Annotated in this window: 15 protein-coding genes and 1 pseudogene; 13 read left to right on the forward strand and 3 right to left on the reverse strand. The window is 35.5% G+C overall.

Annotation, left to right across the window (positions count from 1 at the left end; genetic code table 11):
• Positions 1 to 13 precede the first annotated feature (13 nt).
• The gene (locus FTV50_RS08995) at positions 14 to 1,693 is read left to right on the forward strand and encodes a long-chain-fatty-acid--CoA ligase (protein WP_180024224.1); all 1,680 of its coding nucleotides are present in this window, start codon (positions 14 to 16) and stop codon (positions 1,691 to 1,693) included.
• Positions 1,694 to 1,750: 57 nt separating this feature from the next.
• Here FTV50_RS08995 and FTV50_RS09000 read toward each other — a convergent pair whose 3' ends face one another.
• On the reverse strand, positions 1,751 to 2,140 hold the full coding sequence (locus FTV50_RS09000; protein WP_078189471.1) for a hypothetical protein: 390 nt from the start codon (positions 2,138 to 2,140) through the stop codon (positions 1,751 to 1,753).
• A gap of 108 nt (positions 2,141 to 2,248) precedes the next feature.
• On the opposite strand from FTV50_RS09000, the gene FTV50_RS09005 reads away from it, so the two are divergent.
• Both FTV50_RS09005 and ppa read left to right on the forward strand, forming a co-directional pair.
• The gene (locus FTV50_RS09005) at positions 2,249 to 2,647 is read left to right on the forward strand and encodes an MAPEG family protein (RefSeq protein WP_180024225.1); all 399 of its coding nucleotides are present in this window, start codon (positions 2,249 to 2,251) and stop codon (positions 2,645 to 2,647) included.
• Positions 2,648 to 2,762: 115 nt separating this feature from the next.
• Positions 2,763 to 3,299 (forward strand): inorganic diphosphatase, encoded by a 537-nt coding sequence (ppa, locus tag FTV50_RS09010; RefSeq protein WP_078189469.1) that lies wholly within the window; start codon positions 2,763 to 2,765, stop codon positions 3,297 to 3,299.
• A gap of 103 nt (positions 3,300 to 3,402) precedes the next feature.
• Here ppa and FTV50_RS09015 read toward each other — a convergent pair whose 3' ends face one another.
• Positions 3,403 to 4,698 (reverse strand): OprD family outer membrane porin, encoded by a 1,296-nt coding sequence (locus tag FTV50_RS09015; RefSeq protein WP_078189468.1) that lies wholly within the window; start codon positions 4,696 to 4,698, stop codon positions 3,403 to 3,405.
• Positions 4,699 to 5,413: 715 nt separating this feature from the next.
• Here FTV50_RS09015 and FTV50_RS09020 point away from each other — a divergent pair.
• Together FTV50_RS09020 and FTV50_RS09025 are read left to right on the forward strand one after the other, a co-directional pair.
• Positions 5,414 to 6,190 (forward strand): TorF family putative porin, encoded by a 777-nt coding sequence (locus FTV50_RS09020; protein WP_180024226.1) that lies wholly within the window; start codon positions 5,414 to 5,416, stop codon positions 6,188 to 6,190.
• 396 nt (positions 6,191 to 6,586) lie between these two features.
• Positions 6,587 to 7,318 (forward strand): TorF family putative porin, encoded by a 732-nt coding sequence (locus FTV50_RS09025; RefSeq protein ID WP_180024227.1) that lies wholly within the window; start codon positions 6,587 to 6,589, stop codon positions 7,316 to 7,318.
• Between the two features lie 43 nt (positions 7,319 to 7,361).
• On the opposite strand, the pseudogene FTV50_RS09030 reads toward FTV50_RS09025, so the two are convergent.
• Positions 7,362 to 8,015: pseudogene (locus FTV50_RS09030) on the reverse strand (ATP-binding protein); the annotation flags it as partial.
• Positions 8,016 to 8,173: 158 nt separating this feature from the next.
• Between FTV50_RS09030 and FTV50_RS09035 the strand changes: the two are divergent.
• The 8 genes from FTV50_RS09035 to adeS all read left to right on the forward strand — a co-directional run bounded on the left by FTV50_RS09035 (position 8,174) and on the right by adeS (position 17,550).
• Positions 8,174 to 8,884 (forward strand): TnsA endonuclease N-terminal domain-containing protein, encoded by a 711-nt coding sequence (locus FTV50_RS09035; protein ID WP_038346575.1) that lies wholly within the window; start codon positions 8,174 to 8,176, stop codon positions 8,882 to 8,884.
• Positions 8,885 to 10,789, forward strand: coding sequence for a Mu transposase C-terminal domain-containing protein (locus FTV50_RS09040; protein ID WP_120368140.1), 1,905 nt, complete (start codon positions 8,885 to 8,887; stop codon positions 10,787 to 10,789).
• A 4-nt stretch (positions 10,790 to 10,793) separates the two neighbouring features.
• On the forward strand, positions 10,794 to 11,714 hold the full coding sequence (locus tag FTV50_RS09045; protein WP_020752720.1) for a TniB family NTP-binding protein: 921 nt from the start codon (positions 10,794 to 10,796) through the stop codon (positions 11,712 to 11,714).
• Positions 11,715 to 11,732: 18 nt separating this feature from the next.
• On the forward strand, positions 11,733 to 12,839 hold the full coding sequence (locus FTV50_RS09050; RefSeq protein ID WP_020752721.1) for a TniQ family protein: 1,107 nt from the start codon (positions 11,733 to 11,735) through the stop codon (positions 12,837 to 12,839).
• Positions 12,826 to 14,265: a hypothetical protein gene (locus tag FTV50_RS09055; RefSeq protein ID WP_020752722.1), complete on the forward strand. Its 1,440-nt coding sequence runs from the start codon at positions 12,826 to 12,828 to the stop codon at positions 14,263 to 14,265. Before FTV50_RS09050 ends, FTV50_RS09055 begins: the two co-directional genes overlap by 14 nt.
• A gap of 71 nt (positions 14,266 to 14,336) precedes the next feature.
• Positions 14,337 to 15,593: a hypothetical protein gene (locus FTV50_RS09060; protein WP_020752723.1), complete on the forward strand. Its 1,257-nt coding sequence runs from the start codon at positions 14,337 to 14,339 to the stop codon at positions 15,591 to 15,593.
• A 123-nt stretch (positions 15,594 to 15,716) separates the two neighbouring features.
• Positions 15,717 to 16,445: an efflux system response regulator transcription factor AdeR gene (gene adeR / locus FTV50_RS09065; protein WP_020752724.1), complete on the forward strand. Its 729-nt coding sequence runs from the start codon at positions 15,717 to 15,719 to the stop codon at positions 16,443 to 16,445.
• A complete protein-coding gene (gene adeS / locus FTV50_RS09070; RefSeq protein ID WP_180024229.1) occupies positions 16,435 to 17,550 on the forward strand; it encodes a two-component sensor histidine kinase AdeS in 1,116 nt (371 codons plus the stop codon). The genes adeR and adeS overlap by 11 nt, the downstream gene beginning before the upstream one ends.
• Positions 17,551 to 17,610: the final 60 nt, after the last annotated feature.

The raw sequence follows: 17,610 nt of genomic DNA on the forward strand, positions 1-17,610 counted from the left end.
AGAATTGGGCGTTATGGAAAAGATTTGGTTCGCTGAATACCAAAAGACAGGGATTCCAGAAACTGTAGAATTACCCGCAGAAAATACCTCATTGGTCGATATTTTTGAGCGTAATTTCCAGAAGTTTGGCTCAAGAGATGCCTTTATCTTTATGGATAAAGTCTTAACTTTTAAAGAACTTGATGAAGCAAGCCGTAAATTTGCAACCTATTTGCAAAGTTTAGGTTTGGCTAAAGGTTCACGCGTTGCAGTTATGATGCCTAACGTTCTTCAATATCCTGTTGTTGCATTAGGTGTATTCCGTGCTGGACTGGTATTGGTCAACGTGAATCCACTGTATACCTCTCGTGAACTTGAGCATCAATTGAATGACTCTGGTTCAGAGGCATTGGTTATCATTGAAAACTTTGCATCTGTTTACCAAGCGATTATTGGTAAAACCCCAGTAAAACATGTGATCGTGGCATCTGTGGGTGACATGCTCGGTACACTGAAAGGTACATTGGTTAACTTTGTATTACGTTCAGTGCGTAAACAAATTCCAGCTTGGAACATCCCAGGTCATATTCGCTTTAATGCAGCAATGTCTAAAGTGAGTGCAAACAATTACAAACGTCCAAACCTAACTTTAAGTGATACTGCAGTACTTCAGTATACTGGTGGTACAACTGGCGTATCTAAAGGCGCAGAATTGACCCATCGTAACCTTGTGTCAAACATGTTGCAGTGTGATGGTATTTTCCAAAGTAAATTTGGTCAGCAAGATGGTCAGCCAGATGATCGTATCTTCTGTGCATTACCGCTGTATCACATCTTTGCATTTATGGTGTGTGCACTTTACGGTATGTACAAAGGTCAGGCAAACGTATTGATTCCTAACCCGCGTGATCTACCTGCGGTAATGAAAGAATTACGTAAATACCAACCTTCATTCTTCCCAGCAGTGAATACATTATTCAACGCTTTGGTGAACAATGAAGAGTTCAAGCAACTTGACCACAGCAAGCTAAAAATGGCGATGGGTGGTGGTATGGCAGTACTTCCTTCGACTGCAGAAGCATGGAAGAAAGTTACCGGTACCAATATCATCGAAGGTTATGGTTTATCAGAAACTTCACCTGTTGCAACCGCAAACCCTCCAGCATCAATGGAATTCAGCGGTACGATTGGTATTCCATTGCCACTGACTGAAGTTGCTATTCTAGATGATGATGGCAATGAAGTTGCTCAAGGTGAGCAAGGTGAAATTTCGATTCGTGGTCCTCAAGTCATGAAAGGCTATTGGAACCGTCCAGATGAAACTGCCAAAGTAATGACGGCGGACGGTTTCTTCCGTACAGGTGACATTGGTGTCATGGATCCACGCGGTTATGTGAAGATTGTAGACCGTAAAAAAGACATGATTTTGGTGTCTGGCTTCAATGTTTATCCTTCTGAAATTGAAGAAGTTGTTGCAAAACATCCAAAAGTACTAGAAGTTGCTGCGATTGGTGTTCCTGATGAAAAATCAGGTGAAGTACCTAAATTATTCGTTGTGAAAAAAGATCCATCTTTAACGACTGAAGAAGTTTTGGCATTCGCAAAAGAAAACTTAACTGGCTATAAACGCCCACGTTATGTTGAATTTATGGATGAATTACCAAAATCGAATGTTGGTAAGATTCTACGTAAAGATTTGCGTAAAACAGCATAATATGATGCATAAAAAAAGCGCCTTCGGGCGCTTTTTTATCGCTTTTAATTTAGATCATTAAAGCTTGCCTTTATTCATCGACCAGCGATCAAAGTAGCGACGTCCTACACCAAAAACACCTAAGAAGATAAACATCGCGCCGAACTGACGACTAAAGCCAGATTGGTTATAGCTGCCATAAGTTAAAATATTGTCGACCAAACAATATAGTGCAATGACAATGACCCAATGCCAAAGGGGAAGTTGCTTGATGGAAACTGCATAGAATGCAATCCACATGATGACAAAGCTGAAAACAGTCGACCATACATTTAAGTTGGCACAGATCACAGCAAGTAAAAATGCAGTCACAGGAATGACAATTTTTAAAACACGATCGACGCGAAGCTGATGGCGTTTTTGCTCTTCAAGAACTTCAAATAATTGATCTTGATCAGAAGTACTCATAGAGGATCCTTTCATCTGCCGATTATAAAAACACTATATTTAACAAAAATTATTCACGAAATGCCATGGTATTATAGCAGCCATAAAAATCTTCCTGAGAAAAAACACATGCACAGCATCAGTGGGATCATCTATCTCATTTTGGCCGCTTGTTTATTGCCATATGTATTTACATTTATTGCGAAGCGAGCTGCAGGTTTTAAGTCGAGTGATAATCAAAATCCACGTGAAGTTTTAGCGCGCTCTACAGGATTGGCGAGCCGCGCACATGCAGTGCAGCAAAATAGTTTTGAAAGTTTACCTTTATTTATTGCGGCTATTCTAATGGCCGAATACATGGTGATTCAACAACAATACATCATGACCTTTGGGATTGCCTATCTCGTTTTACGTGTCATTTATGGGCTATGTTATTTAGCCAATTGGGCAACTTTACGTTCAATCATTTGGACCTTGTCGATGTTATGCCCAATTTGCCTGATGTTATTGGTCATTAAATTAAGCTAAATGTTCTGCTTGATGATTAAATTATCAGCATGATCGCTAAAATCACAAAAAAAGCGATAAAACCGTTATAATTGTGCCGGATTAAAAGATTTAACTTTGTTTAAAGAGTGATGCTATGAGCTACAGCAATATCCCAGCGGGTAAAGATGCACCAAACGACATCTATGTCATTATTGAAATTCCTGCAAATGCAGCACCAATCAAATACGAAATCGATAAAGATTCTGATGCGTTATTTGTAGACCGTTTCATGGGTACTGCAATGTTCTACCCAGCGAACTATGGTTATGTTCCAAATACATTATCTTTGGATGGTGACCCACTAGACGTACTTGTGGTAACTCCACATCCAGTAGAACCAGGTTCTGTAATTCGTTGCCGTCCTGTTGGTAAATTGAACATGGAAGATGACGGTGGTGTTGATGCAAAACTCGTTGCTGTTCCACACGACAAATTGACTCCGCTTTATAAAGATGTTCAAGAATATACAGATCTTCCTGCATTATTGATTAATCAAATTGAACATTTCTTCCAACACTACAAAGACTTAGAGCCTGGTAAATGGGTTAAGTTAAGTGGTTGGGAAGGTGCTGATGTTGCGAAACAAGAAGTACTTAGCTCAATTGAAGCTTACAAAGCTGCGAACAAATAATATTGTTTTAAGCTGAGCATCGTTTTTATATAAAATCGATGCTCATAAAAAAAACCTGCACAGTGTGCAGGTTTTTTTTCGCTATCTTAGAGTAGCTGCAAAATTAAAATAATTTCACAGGGATGTCTAAGAATACGCGTAATTCATTGGTGTCAGCCATATATACGTCATTGTATGCTTGGTCTGCACGGTAGTGTGAATAACGTAAACGAAGGCTGGCATCTTTAGCGAAACCTGATTGAACAGTATATTTCACTTGGTTAAAGAATTCGCTTTCTTTAGCATCGTCTGATGTCTCTACACCATTTTTAATAGTTTTGATATCCCAACCGTATACATAAGCAGTCGTCCAATTTAAACCTGGCACGCCGTAATCAGCAAAGTTTAAGTTGTATTGAACTTGTGCCGATTTCTCATGGTTACCAATAAAGTCAGAAAGGTAAGAGTTGGCTACATAAATAGATTGCGCACCGTCAGCATTGCTACCATAGTCATAACCTGTATTACCAGTGTTTTGTTGGTAAGCCAGCATGACTGAGTGAGCGCCTTGATTTAATGTACCTGCCAATGACCATAGATTGTTGCTTCGGCCATCTACATTTGTATCACCAAGTGATGAAGAATAGGTTGAAGCTGCTTTGTCCCATTCTGTGTGATAACCACTAAAGTCTAAATTTAAAGAGCGTTTTTCAGCTAACGGAATAGTGTAATTAGCATTAATGTAATGACGATCCAACGCATTTTTGCTATCTAAGCCATAGTAAGATGCATTAAGTTGGTCGTTAAACTTATATTTTGCACCCCAAACCACAGCACGATCTAGATCGTTACCGTCAGAATTAATTTGGTCTGAATATTGGTTTTTAGTGAATTTACCAGCAATAACTTCTAGATTTTCAATTTCATGACTTGTCGCTAAAACGCCTGTGAAGTATTCAGGTACCATACGTGCTGTATTAGATGCAAGCACTGGAATATCAAGAACTTGGGTACCGTATTCAACAGTAGTATTTGATACTCGAGCTTTAACACTTGCGCCACCACGTGCCCAGTGATCATACGCTGAGCCGTCGTTATGTTGTGGAATCATGCCATTACCAGCATGTTTATTTTCACCGATTTTAAATGAACCATCGCCTACAACATTGGCACCAAAGCCAACAACACCTTGAGTGAAGCCTGACTCTAATTTCACAATTGCTGATTGCGCAAAAGAACTTGTATCGTCACCGCGATTTACATCTTGTTTATCGCGTTTGATGTAACCTGTACGGAACAATACAGAGCCTTCGGCATCTTCCACAAAGCCTTTAGATTCGCTTTGTTCGCTAGCAAAAGCAGTAGAAATAAGAGCAGCGTTTACTAATACTGCAAGTGTTAGTTGTTGAGCTTTAAGCATTGGGAGAGAGCCTCATGCAAATTTGGTTAATATGTAGTGCGATTGTATATTTTTTCTTAAAAAAATCACTATTTTTAATGCGCTTATTACACTAAAGTTAGAAAACATTCAGATCATCGGTCAATCTGTAATAAGCAAATGTTTCGTATGTTATTGTTGTTTAACAAATAGTTTATTTAAATTGAATATATATTAAGCTAAAGAGAAGTTTATTCATTGCTTATCATAAAAAAATATAAAAAATGGTAAAAACTTTCATTTAACTTGCTGATTTATCATCATTCTTTGCGACAAATTGTGCTGAATCTAAATTCGTATTTTGATCAAAAAGTATAACAATGGCTGAGGTGCATGGCATCACTGTTCAGGCACAGTAAGCACTGTTGGCGTATTTTTAGTAAATAGAGAATGACTTTTAGCGAAGTCGTCAGAAATGTTTTCCTTAAAATCTAGCTCAATAAAAGATGATATTAATCGTGATAAATACATATAAATGAATGCATTAAATCATTGTTAAAGACTGGAACGCTATAAAAGATATTTTATGAATCAAAAGCTTAGTTTTTACTGTTTTATATAATCTTAGCTTTGTTTTTAAATGATTTAATTGATCAAAATAAGAAAAAAGGGGCTATACAGTGCAGTAAAATCGATTAAAATCGGCGCTAAATTTTACTCAACCCAATCCACGATCGATCCGATGTGGGGACTAAACATGATTCAATTTTATAAAAAAGCAATTTTAAGTATTTTAGTGACCCTAGGTACAGTCCCTGCATTTGCAGAACAAACTGAACAAGCCACAACTGCACAAGGGAATTGGTCTGGAAGTTTAGGCGTGGTAAACAAATATGTGTACCGTGCGAGTGAAGAAAATGATCAAGCGGCATTACAAGCCGGACTTGAATATGCACACAACAGTGGGCTGTTCGCGGGCTATTGGGGGTCTACACTCAACTATGACCCTACGGACGAAAGTCAGTCACATGGTTTTGAACATGATTTCTATGTTGGATATGGACGTGAACTGAATGAAGATTGGAGCTATAAGTCACAAGTGATGGCCTATGTCTATCAAGGTGGCGGTACTGTTTATAACGACGACCGATCTGAAAAGCGTCGCACGACGGGCGTCGAATTTATTCAGGACATAAGTTATAAAGATTTAACTGCAAGCATGGCTGTATTGTTGTCTGATGTTAATTATGGCAACGCAGGTGATGTATATCTGAATGCTGCTTATAGCTATGCATTACCTTATGATGTTTCATTAAATTCATCGCTTGGTGTTTCTGTTTTTAATGACAGTCGTGATGACAGCCTATTAACAACCACAGAAAATGTGGTGTTCACTGAAGCACGTTTAGGCTTGAGTAAGCCGATTGCTGATACTGGATTTGAAATTGCTGCTGACTATGTATGGGGCGGTAAAGATCGTGAAGGTGAGCAATTAGACGATAACGTTGTGGTTGGATTGACCCATTCTTTCTAACATTAACGAGTTGATCGTATTCGGTCATATTCTTGAAAGTGCATAATGGTGATTGTGCACTTTTTTTATGCATTTTTGAGATCGGTGTTGAAAAAATATACTCAAAAAAGCGCATTTTTAAAATCCTGTTACAACTATCAACCCGAAGATTTAAATAATCTGAATAGTTGACAATCTGCATTCTAAAAAAAATTGTAGAGAAAAAAGTTTAAATAGGATAATTAAAAAATAATAAATAAAAACAATAATATATTGGTTTTTGGTAAGCCAAAATCGAGACTTTTATAAAAAAAATATGCGCTTATTTTTAAACATGGCACAGCGCTTGCTAATACCTCATTGAGTTCAACGAAATAACCAAAAAATACGTCGTCGCACGATGTGGGGGAACAAACCATGAAATTTGCACTTAAAGCTTTATCAATCGCTGTACTAGGAGCAGCATCGACGTTTACTTTTGCTGAAGCGCCAGCTTCTGAGCATTCTGTATCCGGAAATATCGGCGTACTGTCTAGCTATAATTTACGTGGTATTACCAATGTGCCTGAAAATAGCGGCGCAACTATTCAAGGTGGTTTGGACTATAGCCATGCGTCAGGCTTCTATGCAGGTTACTGGGGTTCAACCTTAGATTATGCACTTGGTGAAGAAGGGCGTGATTCTTTTGAACATGACTTTTATGCAGGTTATAACGGCAAAATTACTGAAGATTTAGGTTATACCGTCGGTGGTACGTATTATTACTACTATGAATCGGATGTTGATTCAGATGGTTTCGAAACACTTTTAGGTTTGAACTACAAAGACTTTAGCGTAACTGCGCAAACCTTAACGCAAAATACGACTTGGGGTAACAAGGGCGATACGTATATCTTAGGTAGCTACAGCTATGCATTGCCAAAAGATTTCACCCTAAATACTTCATTGGGCCTATATGCATATGGTGATGATGACGAATTTGTAGAAACCACTGAAGACTTTGGCTTCCGTCATTTTACAGCAGGTTTAAGTCATCCATTGGGTGACACTGGTGCGAGCGTAAATATGGATTATATCGTGGGTGGTTATGACCGTCTGGATGAAAAACAAAAGAATAAAGTCGTATTTGGCTTGAAATACGAATTCTAATTTTAAAAAGCATTAAAAATGGCGACCTAGGGTCGCCATTTTTTTAAGCATTGAGTTGGCTTCGATAGGACAGCGCTTCAGATACGTGTTGAGCTTGAATGTGTTCACTTTGAGCCAAGTCGGCAATGGTTCTGGCAACACGTAATACCCGATGATAGGCACGCGCAGATAAATTCATTCGCTGCTGGGCTAACTGTAAAATATTCTGTGCAGTAGCATCCAAAACCGCCTGTTGCTCCAATTGCGTCGGCGTGAGCGCCATATTGGATTTTTGCTGACGCTCTATTTGTAACTCATAAGCTTGTATAACACGATGCCTAACCACACTTGAACTTTCAACCTCTTGCGAACTTTGTAATTCATGCGCTGCCAGTGGCGGGACATCTATATGTAAGTCAATTCGATCTAATAATGGACCTGAAATACGGTTTTGATAGCGTTTAATACTTTCAGCACTACATTGACAGCGGCTGTCTTGGTTAAAGGCATAGCCACATGGACAAGGATTCATCGCCGCAATCAGTTGAAAATTTGCAGGGAAGGTGATTTGACGAGAAGCGCGTGAAATCACAATTTCTTTGGATTCGAGTGGTTGCCGTAACACCTCCAAAACCTTTCGATCAAATTCAGGCAGCTCATCTAAAAATAAAACTCCTAAATGTGCCAAGGTGATTTCACCCGGTTTAGGATTTGATCCTCTGTCATTTACAATAATAGAAGCTAGTGGCATTATATAAATTCAGCTAGTTGCATGTCGTTTTGTACAGAAATAAAAGCTAGTTTTTACAATAATAAGGGCTAGTAGATTACAAAACTACAATAATAGGGGCTAGTAGATTACTCTTGAGGTCTGATATGAAAAGAATAAGTGATGAATATAGTCCCGTTAGAAAAGCCCAAACCGTTTACGGAAGTATTTCGGGGAATTACTCTTTTAGGGGAGAAAAAACGATTTGGTTTGAATCCACTTTGGAGCGTGATTTTCTTTTTAAGCAAGAATATAACAGTAATGTTATTGATGTGGTTGAACAGCCTATTTCTATTCCTTATATAACTGAATTAGGAAATGAATCGGTATATACCCCTGATTATTTGGTGCAATTTTCAAGTGCAATTTATAATGATATTGATTTCTTTCCTGCACCATTATTGATTGAAATTAAGCCTAGAAAAAAATTAAAGGAAGATTGGAATACCCTTAGACCAAAATTTAGGGCAGCTTATGCTTTAGCTTCTGAAAAGGCATGGAAATTCAAAATTATTGATGAGTCTCGTTTGTATGATCAATATTGGGAAAATATCAATTTTTTAAAAAGATTCAGACGTTCTCATGTTGATGAGGTAGATCAGAGAGTATTAATTGAAACTTTATTAAAACTAGGCTTTTCAACAGTTAATCAATTGCCTGCTTATATTTTTAAAGATGAAAAAAATGTATTAAAGGCTATTCGCCAAATATGGGTTTTAATTTCAAAAAATATACTTGCTTGCGATCTATATAACCCTTTTACTACTGAAACTGTTATTTGGGTAAATGATGGCTCTAAAGCACAAGGAGTTATTTAAATGATACAGGATGATTCAGTAAAGATTGATAGAAAACGCCTAGTTATTAAACCAAATGCAATTGTTGGTTATAAAGGTGATAAATATAAAATTATCAATATTTTAAATGCAAAAGATGTCGTGATTGCAAATTTGGAATCTGCTCGAAGTTTACAAGTGAGCATAAGGGAATTATCTGTTTTAAGTGAAGATAATTCTAAGCTTAACCAAGGTGAGGATATTTCTGCTGAGTCATGGCAAATCGCTTTAGATCATTATGAAATTATTAGGGAACTCATTGACTATTCCACAGTTGAGGCGGTTAAGAAGACTGCAAGTGAACATAATCTTCATGTAAATACTATTTGGAAATGGCTTAAAGCTTACCGAGAAAACAAGTCTATCTTAGCTTTAGTCCCAAAAAAACGTGGTTGGACAACAGAAAAAACAAGGTTGTCGCCTGAATTAAATCATATTATTCAACAAGCGATCCATACTAAGTATTTAACAAGTTTAAAGCCAAGTGTTGCCAAAACAATTTTGGAAGTGAAGCTTGAGTGCTTCAAAAGAAAAATTGAACCACCTCATGACAATACGATTCGCTATAGAATTGAAGCCCTTAATGGCTATGAAGTGACTAAGGCAAGATACGGAAAAAAGGCTGCTAAAGATAAGTATGAAGCATCAGCAGGGACTTTTCCGAATGCAGACTATCCTTTGGCGTATGTGCAGATTGATCACACTCCTTTAGATATAGAAATCGTTGATGAACAATACCGTGAAACAATAGGCAAGGCATATTTGACATTAGCAATTGATGTTTTTAGTAGAATGATTGTTGGTTATTACCTTTCTTTAGAAGCTCCAAGTGCAACATCGGTAGCAATGTGTATTTCATCAGCCATTATTTCAAAGAAAAGAAAACTGCTTGAGTTAGATGTGGATGGTGAGTGGGATATCGAAGGTATTATGGATTCAGTCCATTCTGATAATGGTTCTGATTTTAGAACAAACCATCTGCATAAAGCATGTCTAAAGTACGATATTAATTGGGAGTATCGACCTATTGGTGGTGCAAAATATGGTGGGCATATTGAGCGTTTACTTGGAATCGTAAATCTTGAAATGCATGTTTTAGATGGAACGACTAAATCTAATATTTTTGAAAAAGGAACTTATGATTCCGCTAAGAATGCTTGTTTAACACTTCGTGAATTAGAACATTACATCGTCTATTGGATTGTAAATGTTTATCATAAAAGCAAGCATTCAATACTTGAAATTCCGCCACAACAAATGTGGGAAGAGGGTATTTGGGGAACAAAATTTAAAGTTGGTACTGGTTTAAAAGAAAGGGTTGCGGATGAAGCAACACTATTTTTGGATTTCGCCCCTGAATTTGAATCAACCATTCAAAGAACGGGCGTAAAAAAAGATAAACTTTTTTATTTTGCTGATTGTTTAAGACCTTGGATCAATGCGATTGATCCAACTGACGATGAGAAAAAGCGTAAAAGAAAGTTTATTTTTAAAAGAGATCCTCGTGATATTTCAATGATTTGGTTTTATGAACCGAATACAAATACATATTTTAAAGTACCTACAGCCAAACGTGAAATTCCATCAATCGGATTGCATGAATATAGACAAGTCCAAGCATATCTTAAGAGTGAGCGATTAGATACAGTTGATCAAGATGCTATTTACAGAGCAATTATTTATCTCCGTGAAAAAGTAGATCAAGCCGTGACTTTAACTAAAAAGCAACGCCGAATGAATCAAAGAAAAAAAGAGAATGGTAAGATAGTTGCTGCACTACACCATGAAAATAAAAATAATTCAGTTATCTATACAAATGTAGATGCTCCAAAGTCACAAAATAGTTTATGGGATCAAAATTTAACTGCTTTTGACGATTTGAGGTAAGACCATGAAACAATATGATTACCTTGCTGAGCATGTCCTTGACACTATGATTCTTAGTGATGCTGAAAGAATTAATATTCTTTATGAGGATCGGTGGATTGGTTATCAGAAAGCAATTGCAGTTTTGAATACACTGACTGATATTTTGAAACGACCTAGAAAATTAAGACCAGAATGTCTTTTAATTGTTGGTGATTCAAATATGGGAAAAACTAAGATTATTCATGAGTTTGCAAAAGAATACTATACTAAGAGAGTTGATGATATGGACATGCAGCTTATGTCATTGACTAAACCAGTCATTCCTATTCAAGCCCCTGCTAGGGCAAATGTAAAAGATTTATATATTAATATCTTAGATCATTTTTTTGTCCCTTTTCGTGTCACTGATCCTGAAAGCAAATTAAGGTATCAAGCAACCCATCTACTGCGTAAATATGAAACCAAAATGTTAATTATTGATGAGTTGCATAATTGTTTAAGTGGGAGTGCTAGGCAACGGCAAGAAGTGATGAATACACTTAAAACGCTAAGCAATGAACTTAGTATGAATATCATTGGTGTTGGTACTCGTGATGCATCTCTTATTCTTCATACGGATACTCAGTATGCCAGTCGCTTTGAAATTATAGATTTGCCTTTATGGAAATTGGATGCGGATTTTTTAAGACTTCTTTTAAGTTATGTTCGCTTACTTCCCCTAAAAAAATTATCAAACTTGGCATCACAAGAAATTGCGACCTTACTCTATGAAATTTCAGGTGGTAATTTTGGTGATTTAAATCGTTTATTGGTGGAATGTGCAAAAGAAGCAATATTGACTGGTAAAGAAGAAATTACCCTCGAAATTGTTAAAAAATTCAAGTGGCTTAAACCAACAGAGGGTGCTCGTAATATTCGCACTATTCAGCTTAATTCTATTTAGTATTATTGAGGGTGTAATATGCCTAATTATGCTCAAAATTGGTTTATACATACCCCCATTGAACAAGGTGAAGTATTATCATCATGGCTCATTCGTTCAGCCTTAGACATGGGATGTTCCCCTTTAACACTTATAGAAGCATTGTGGGGTAGATGGAGAGCATTAACGATTGATCTTGATCGAGGTATGACGGAAGATCGGCTTGAATTATTATTTGTACATTCTTTTGATGATAAACAAAAAATTTTGAAAACAATGCTAACTAATGTGGCTCCCTATCTAGTTAAGAGTTCAAATAGTGGATGGGTTTTAAGTTTAGGTCAGCGTAGTAGATCAAATTTTTCAGGTCGGCAGGTGTGTACTCAATGTTTTGAAAGTGATGGTAGATCAGCTTATTTACGGTTAATGTGGCGAATGGGGTGGCATTGTTGTTGTGAAAAACATCAAATAAATTTAATTGATCATTGTCCGAATTGCGGTGTAGTCATTCAGCCATTTAAAATAGATTTAGAGCATGGATCATTAGCAGTATGTTTCTCATGCCATTTTAATTTGACTTTATATCAGCCACAACCTAGCAATATTCAAATTTTAGATTTTCAAAAAAATGCAGATAACGTTTTAAAACAAGGCTCAGGTTTATATAATAATCAAAATATTTCAGCTACCGAATGGTTTGCGATTGCTCGTGCATGGATAAGTGAAATCAGATTACTTGTAGATACAGATAATATTCAACTTATTGAAATGTTTAAGAGCTTTGGTATAAATTTAAATACCATAACTCCTTTCACACCAATTGCTTTCGAATATTTAAATACAAACGAACGTATAATTTTGCTTTCCATCTTGAATGAAATTATGAAAATCCCATGTGAGTTGATTATTGACCGCTCTTATGAGTACGGGATTAGTAGTGCAAATTTTTGGGATAAGCGTAAAAAACTACCGATTCAACTTCAACAAATGAAATCAGCAATGATCAAGCCTATAAGAGTATATGCTTTACAACGTGTGAGTTCTCATAATGGAAAACCAAAAGCAAAAAAAACCGTGCAACGTAAGTGGCTTAATTTGTTAAGAAAATCAAGAAAGAAACGGAGTCATAAGCTTGGCGGAGATTAATATTGAGCAGTTATGTAATGGGTGTGAAAAATCAGTTACCCAACTAAAAAAAAGATATAAAGGGAAAAAATATTGCTCAACTTGTTATGCTCGAATTTTTAAAAAATGTCTTTGCCCAAAATGTGGGTTATCTGCTCGATTACCTAAAAATGATGATCAAGCGATCTGTAATGAATGTATTAAAAAACAACCTTGTATAAGATGCAATCAAGTTAACAGACCGATAGGAACGCTTACAGAGTATGGGGTCGTTTGTAATAGTTGTTCTGTTTATTTTAGAGAGGTTGAACGATGTGAGCGATGCAATGTTCAATCGCAAAAATTAACGAAAATATCACGCTTTAATGATGACCTCAGAGTTTGTCCGAAATGTTCAACAAGGGATTATGAAACATGTCCTTCATGTCATAAATATCGCTTGTTAGAGTTAGATGAAAAAGGAAATAAAGTTTGTAAAAAATGTATAACTCAACCGAATAAACCTTGTATTGAATGTAAAACGATGATCTCAGCAGGATGCGGTGATCTATGTGATGATTGCTACTGGATTAAAAATCTATGGTCAAAGTTCCATCAAAATATTTATTTGTTCGAGTCATCTTTTTTAAAAAAACAATATGAAAACTACGTGCTTTGGTTGGTCGATTTAGTTGGAGCACATCAAGCAGCTTTGTATTTGAATAAACATACTCATTTTTTTATTAAAACAGAAATGTTATGGGAGAGTAATATTCCTGATGCAGACCAATTATTGTTGACTTTACGGACGAGTGGACTTAGAAAGTTTGAATTAGTAACACAGTGGCTCGATCAAATGCATGGGGTAAAAATCTCAACTATAAATAAAAATGAATGTTCTGAGATAGATCAAGCCAATAAGTTGATTGATCAGTTACCGCAGCCCTCATTGGCTTTTGATGTTGTATTTGCTTATAAGCAAAAGCTCGATGAAAAAATGCATCAAGGAAAAACATCTGCTCGATCTGTAAGGCTTGCAATGAAGCCTGCTGTTGCATTGATGTTATCTATTCAGGATAAGCAATTACTGCCAGATTTGGCAAAAGTAAAAGCTTATTTAAATGAGTATTCAGGTCAGGCTGCTGCATTAACAGGGTTTATTAATTTCTTAAACGATCAATATGATACGGATATTGATTATATTTCCTTAAAGCATTCTAACTTCATAAAAGAAGCAAGTAAGCGGAAATTGGAAAAAGAATTGATCTCGATGCTCAGCCCAAATACTGATTTCAATGTCATGGTATGGGTTAAAAATGGCTTACAACTATTCCATGAGATGAGTTATCAGGATTCATTGAAGATCAAGTTGGAAATGATCGTTGAAATAAAAGATGGCTATAATGTTTTGTACAATAACCAAAATTATTGGTTGCCTAAGAACATTGATCCATCTTTTAAAAAGTAAGTCTAAAGTTTCAATACTTCGATATATAATTTAGTTTAATATTTTGATAATTCATTAATTAAGAGAAAAAAATGGGCTTAAAGGATTTGCTTGGTCTGAAAGAAAGTGATGAAAAAAAACTACGTGAAGGATTAGCACAACTTAGGGCTTTAAATGATCATTTATCATCCATGTATTCTTTGAGGTCTGACTTAAGAGATTTAACAGATAATCGGCATACTGTTAGTTCACTTTTACAAGGTGAATTAGATAAGATTAAAGCTCACCAACAAAGTTTAATTAATAAAACGAATGAGTTATCTCAACTAAAAGCCAAATTAGATGAGTCTCTAATTGCTATTGAAAAAATTCAATCTGTTTTAGCTAATGATGAAAATGGTAGTTCTATTTATTCTCGTATATTAGAAGTAACCAATGAAGATAATCTAGATATTTTGGAAGTTGAGTCCGAAAAAATTCACACAGCTTATAGTCAATTATTTGATCGAAATGGTGAGGATACTTCTAAAGTTGATCGAGTAAATTATGTAATTGATAAAATTTTAGATCAATATGACAAATTGTTTGATGAACTAAATGATAATGGTGAAACGAAAGTTAAAGAATACGAAAGAAAAATTAATGAGTTAGTTGCATACTATGACGATTTATTTATTTCTGATGATCCTGATAATAAAAGTAAAAATGAGCAGATAAATTTTCAGTTATCGAGAGTCCAAAATTTTTATGACAAAATTTATGGTAATGAAGAAAAAAACATTACTGCATTAAGTGAAGATTTGGATAAAAGGTTAGAAAATTTAAAAAATGTTGAGGAGCGAGCAAAATCAGTTATTGGATTATCAAGTGAAGCAGGGCTTGCAGGTGGTTTTGTTGTAAAAGGACAAGAAGCCAAAAAAGGACAATTCATCAGTATTATTGTATTTGTATTAGTTGTATTAGCAATTTTTGGATTTAATTTTTATTTGTTTGATAAATCAGATTTTTTGAATATGAAGTGGGATACATTCTTATTCAAATTATTGATCAACGCACCTTTGATTTGGATTGCAACAATTGCGAATATAAATTTAAATCGTTTTTCTAAATTAGAGCAAGAATATTCTCATAAAGAAGCATTGGCTAAATCTTATGAACGGTACAAAACAGAAATTCAAGAGCTTGAAAAGTTAGGAGTTACTGGTTCAGAGGAGCTTAAATTAAAACTTTTAGAAATCAATCTTGAAGCATTTAAAGTTAACCCTGCGGAACATTCTGATAAAGCTAAGCCTGATTTCTCTATATGGGATTTGATTCAGAAGAAAAAAGATGAGAAACCTAGTGAGTAATTGAAGCTCAGGTACATTTTTCTCAATGTATTGGGTAAGCAGAAGTAGAATTCAGTTATTCTGAAATTTACAATTCAAACTGTTAAACTATTTACTTACCAAGATTTTATCCGAATAACTTGTATGTATCAGAACTTACAACATAGCTTTGAAAATAGCGTAATTCTCGTTGTAGAAGATGATTATGATATTGGTGACATTCTTGAAAAATACATAAAAAATGAAAACATGAAGGTCATCCGTGCATTGGATGGACAACAAGCTTTAGAGTGCTTAAAAGCCAACTCTATAGACCTGATTCTCCTTGATATTAAATTACCCAAACTAAATGGCTGGGAAATTCTACAAATCATCCGTCAAACAAGTCATTTACCTGTCATTATGCTGACTGCCTTAGATGATCAAGTGAATAAGATCATGGGGCTAAAAATGGGTGCTGATGATTTTATTATTAAACCATTTAACCCAAATGAAGTGATTGCGCGAATACAAGCCGTACTTAGACGAAGTACAAGCCAAAATACGGAAATAACTAATATTATTCGTTATAAAAATATTGAAATTAATCCAGATCATCATCAAGTTTACATTTCAAATGGTCAAAGAAATCAGCTGCTCAACCTTACGTTAACTGAGTATAAGATACTGGTTTTGATGGCAAAAACACCAAATAAAGTCTTTACACGTAATGAATTGATCCAAAACTGTATGCCTGAAAGTGATGCTTTAGATCGCACTGTAGATAGCCATATCAGCAAATTACGCAAAAAACTTGAAGAAAATTATGTAAATGGTTTATTAATCAATGTCCGTGGCGTGGGGTATCGCTTAGATCAAAATCATGAAATTTAACTTTTTTAAAAATTCAGTTGGAATTAACTTCCAGTTTATTATCATGATGAGCCTACTCAATTTAGGCATTACGCTGTTATCTTTCATGATTGGCTATTTTGTTTATAGCTGGGCGATAAAAATAGGTTTTCTAAATACGCAAGTTATTAATTCAAATGAATTTTCAGTTACCACTGTTGACTTTATCTGGCTGTTTTTAGTGCTATTAACAGGCTTTTTTCTTTCTACTATCCTCGCCTTTAAATATGGAAAACGCTATACACAGCCAATTAGTGATTTAGCAGATGTTATTCAACAAATTCAACAAGGTAATTTAGCACTCAGAATTAAACAGCCACATCATGATATTCCACATGAAATCAAGTCCCTTATTGAGAACTTCAATGAAATGGCAAACCAACTTGAAGTATCAGTTAAGAATTCAACTGTTTGGAATGCTGCAATTGCACATGAATTACGAACACCTGTGACAATATTACAAGGTCGCTTGCAAGGTATTGTCGATGGTATATTTATTGCCGATCAAGCTTTACACCTAAGCTTATTGAACCAAGTCGAAGGCATATCTTACCTTGTGGAAGATTTACGGACACTGACACTTATTGAAAATAAACAATTACGTTTAGAACTAGAAAAGACCAATTTAAAAGATAGTATTGAAAAATGTCTGCAGATGTTTAATGAACGGTTTCAGGTTAAAGGTTTAACTATTATTTTAAATTTGACGGATAAATTGGTTTGCGTTGATATAAGAAGGATGGAACAAGTCTTTATTGCATTATTTTCTAATTTTCTAAGATATTCGAATGCTGGACAAATCAATATTACAACGATGGCCACAGCAGAACATTGGCTATTAATGTTTGAAGATGAAGGTCCTGGTATTGATGAATCGCATCTTGCACATCTGTTCAAGCCATTCTATCGTCTGGAAGACTCTAGATCACGTCTAGATGGCGGTACTGGATTAGGCTTGGCAGTGATTGATGCAATTATTGAAGCACACCAAGGTCATATTTATTATTCTAAATCCAAAAACTTAGGTGGCAGCTGTTTTACTATTCAACTAAATCGTATAAATCGTAAGACATCAACTCATTTATAATGTGTTAAGTTCAGATCAATACGGCTTCATTTAAACCATAAATTTAAGATAAATTGATGT

It is taken from the genome of Acinetobacter sp. YH1901134, from assembly GCF_013416965.1.
Taxonomy (GTDB): Bacteria; Pseudomonadota; Gammaproteobacteria; order Pseudomonadales; family Moraxellaceae; genus Acinetobacter; species Acinetobacter amyesii.

What these genes read in the sequence shown, in the direction of transcription:
- FTV50_RS09020 (WP_180024226.1), top strand. Translation starts at nt 5,414, where the DNA reads ATGATTCAATTTTATAAAAAAGCAATTTTAAGTATTTTAGTGACCCTA.
- ppa (WP_078189469.1), top strand. Translation starts at nt 2,763, where the DNA reads ATGAGCTACAGCAATATCCCAGCGGGTAAAGATGCACCAAACGACATC.
- FTV50_RS09015 (WP_078189468.1), bottom strand. Translation starts at nt 4,698, where the DNA reads ATGCTTAAAGCTCAACAACTAACACTTGCAGTATTAGTAAACGCTGCT.
- FTV50_RS09040 (WP_120368140.1), top strand. Translation starts at nt 8,885, where the DNA reads ATGATACAGGATGATTCAGTAAAGATTGATAGAAAACGCCTAGTTATT.
- FTV50_RS09035 (WP_038346575.1), top strand. Translation starts at nt 8,174, where the DNA reads ATGAAAAGAATAAGTGATGAATATAGTCCCGTTAGAAAAGCCCAAACC.
- FTV50_RS08995 (WP_180024224.1), top strand. Translation starts at nt 14, where the DNA reads ATGGAAAAGATTTGGTTCGCTGAATACCAAAAGACAGGGATTCCAGAA.
- FTV50_RS09005 (WP_180024225.1), top strand. Translation starts at nt 2,249, where the DNA reads ATGCACAGCATCAGTGGGATCATCTATCTCATTTTGGCCGCTTGTTTA.
- FTV50_RS09060 (WP_020752723.1), top strand. Translation starts at nt 14,337, where the DNA reads ATGGGCTTAAAGGATTTGCTTGGTCTGAAAGAAAGTGATGAAAAAAAA.
- FTV50_RS09045 (WP_020752720.1), top strand. Translation starts at nt 10,794, where the DNA reads ATGAAACAATATGATTACCTTGCTGAGCATGTCCTTGACACTATGATT.
- FTV50_RS09050 (WP_020752721.1), top strand. Translation starts at nt 11,733, where the DNA reads ATGCCTAATTATGCTCAAAATTGGTTTATACATACCCCCATTGAACAA.
- adeR (WP_020752724.1), top strand. Translation starts at nt 15,717, where the DNA reads ATGTATCAGAACTTACAACATAGCTTTGAAAATAGCGTAATTCTCGTT.
- FTV50_RS09000 (WP_078189471.1), bottom strand. Translation starts at nt 2,140, where the DNA reads ATGAGTACTTCTGATCAAGATCAATTATTTGAAGTTCTTGAAGAGCAA.
- FTV50_RS09025 (WP_180024227.1), top strand. Translation starts at nt 6,587, where the DNA reads ATGAAATTTGCACTTAAAGCTTTATCAATCGCTGTACTAGGAGCAGCA.
- adeS (WP_180024229.1), top strand. Translation starts at nt 16,435, where the DNA reads ATGAAATTTAACTTTTTTAAAAATTCAGTTGGAATTAACTTCCAGTTT.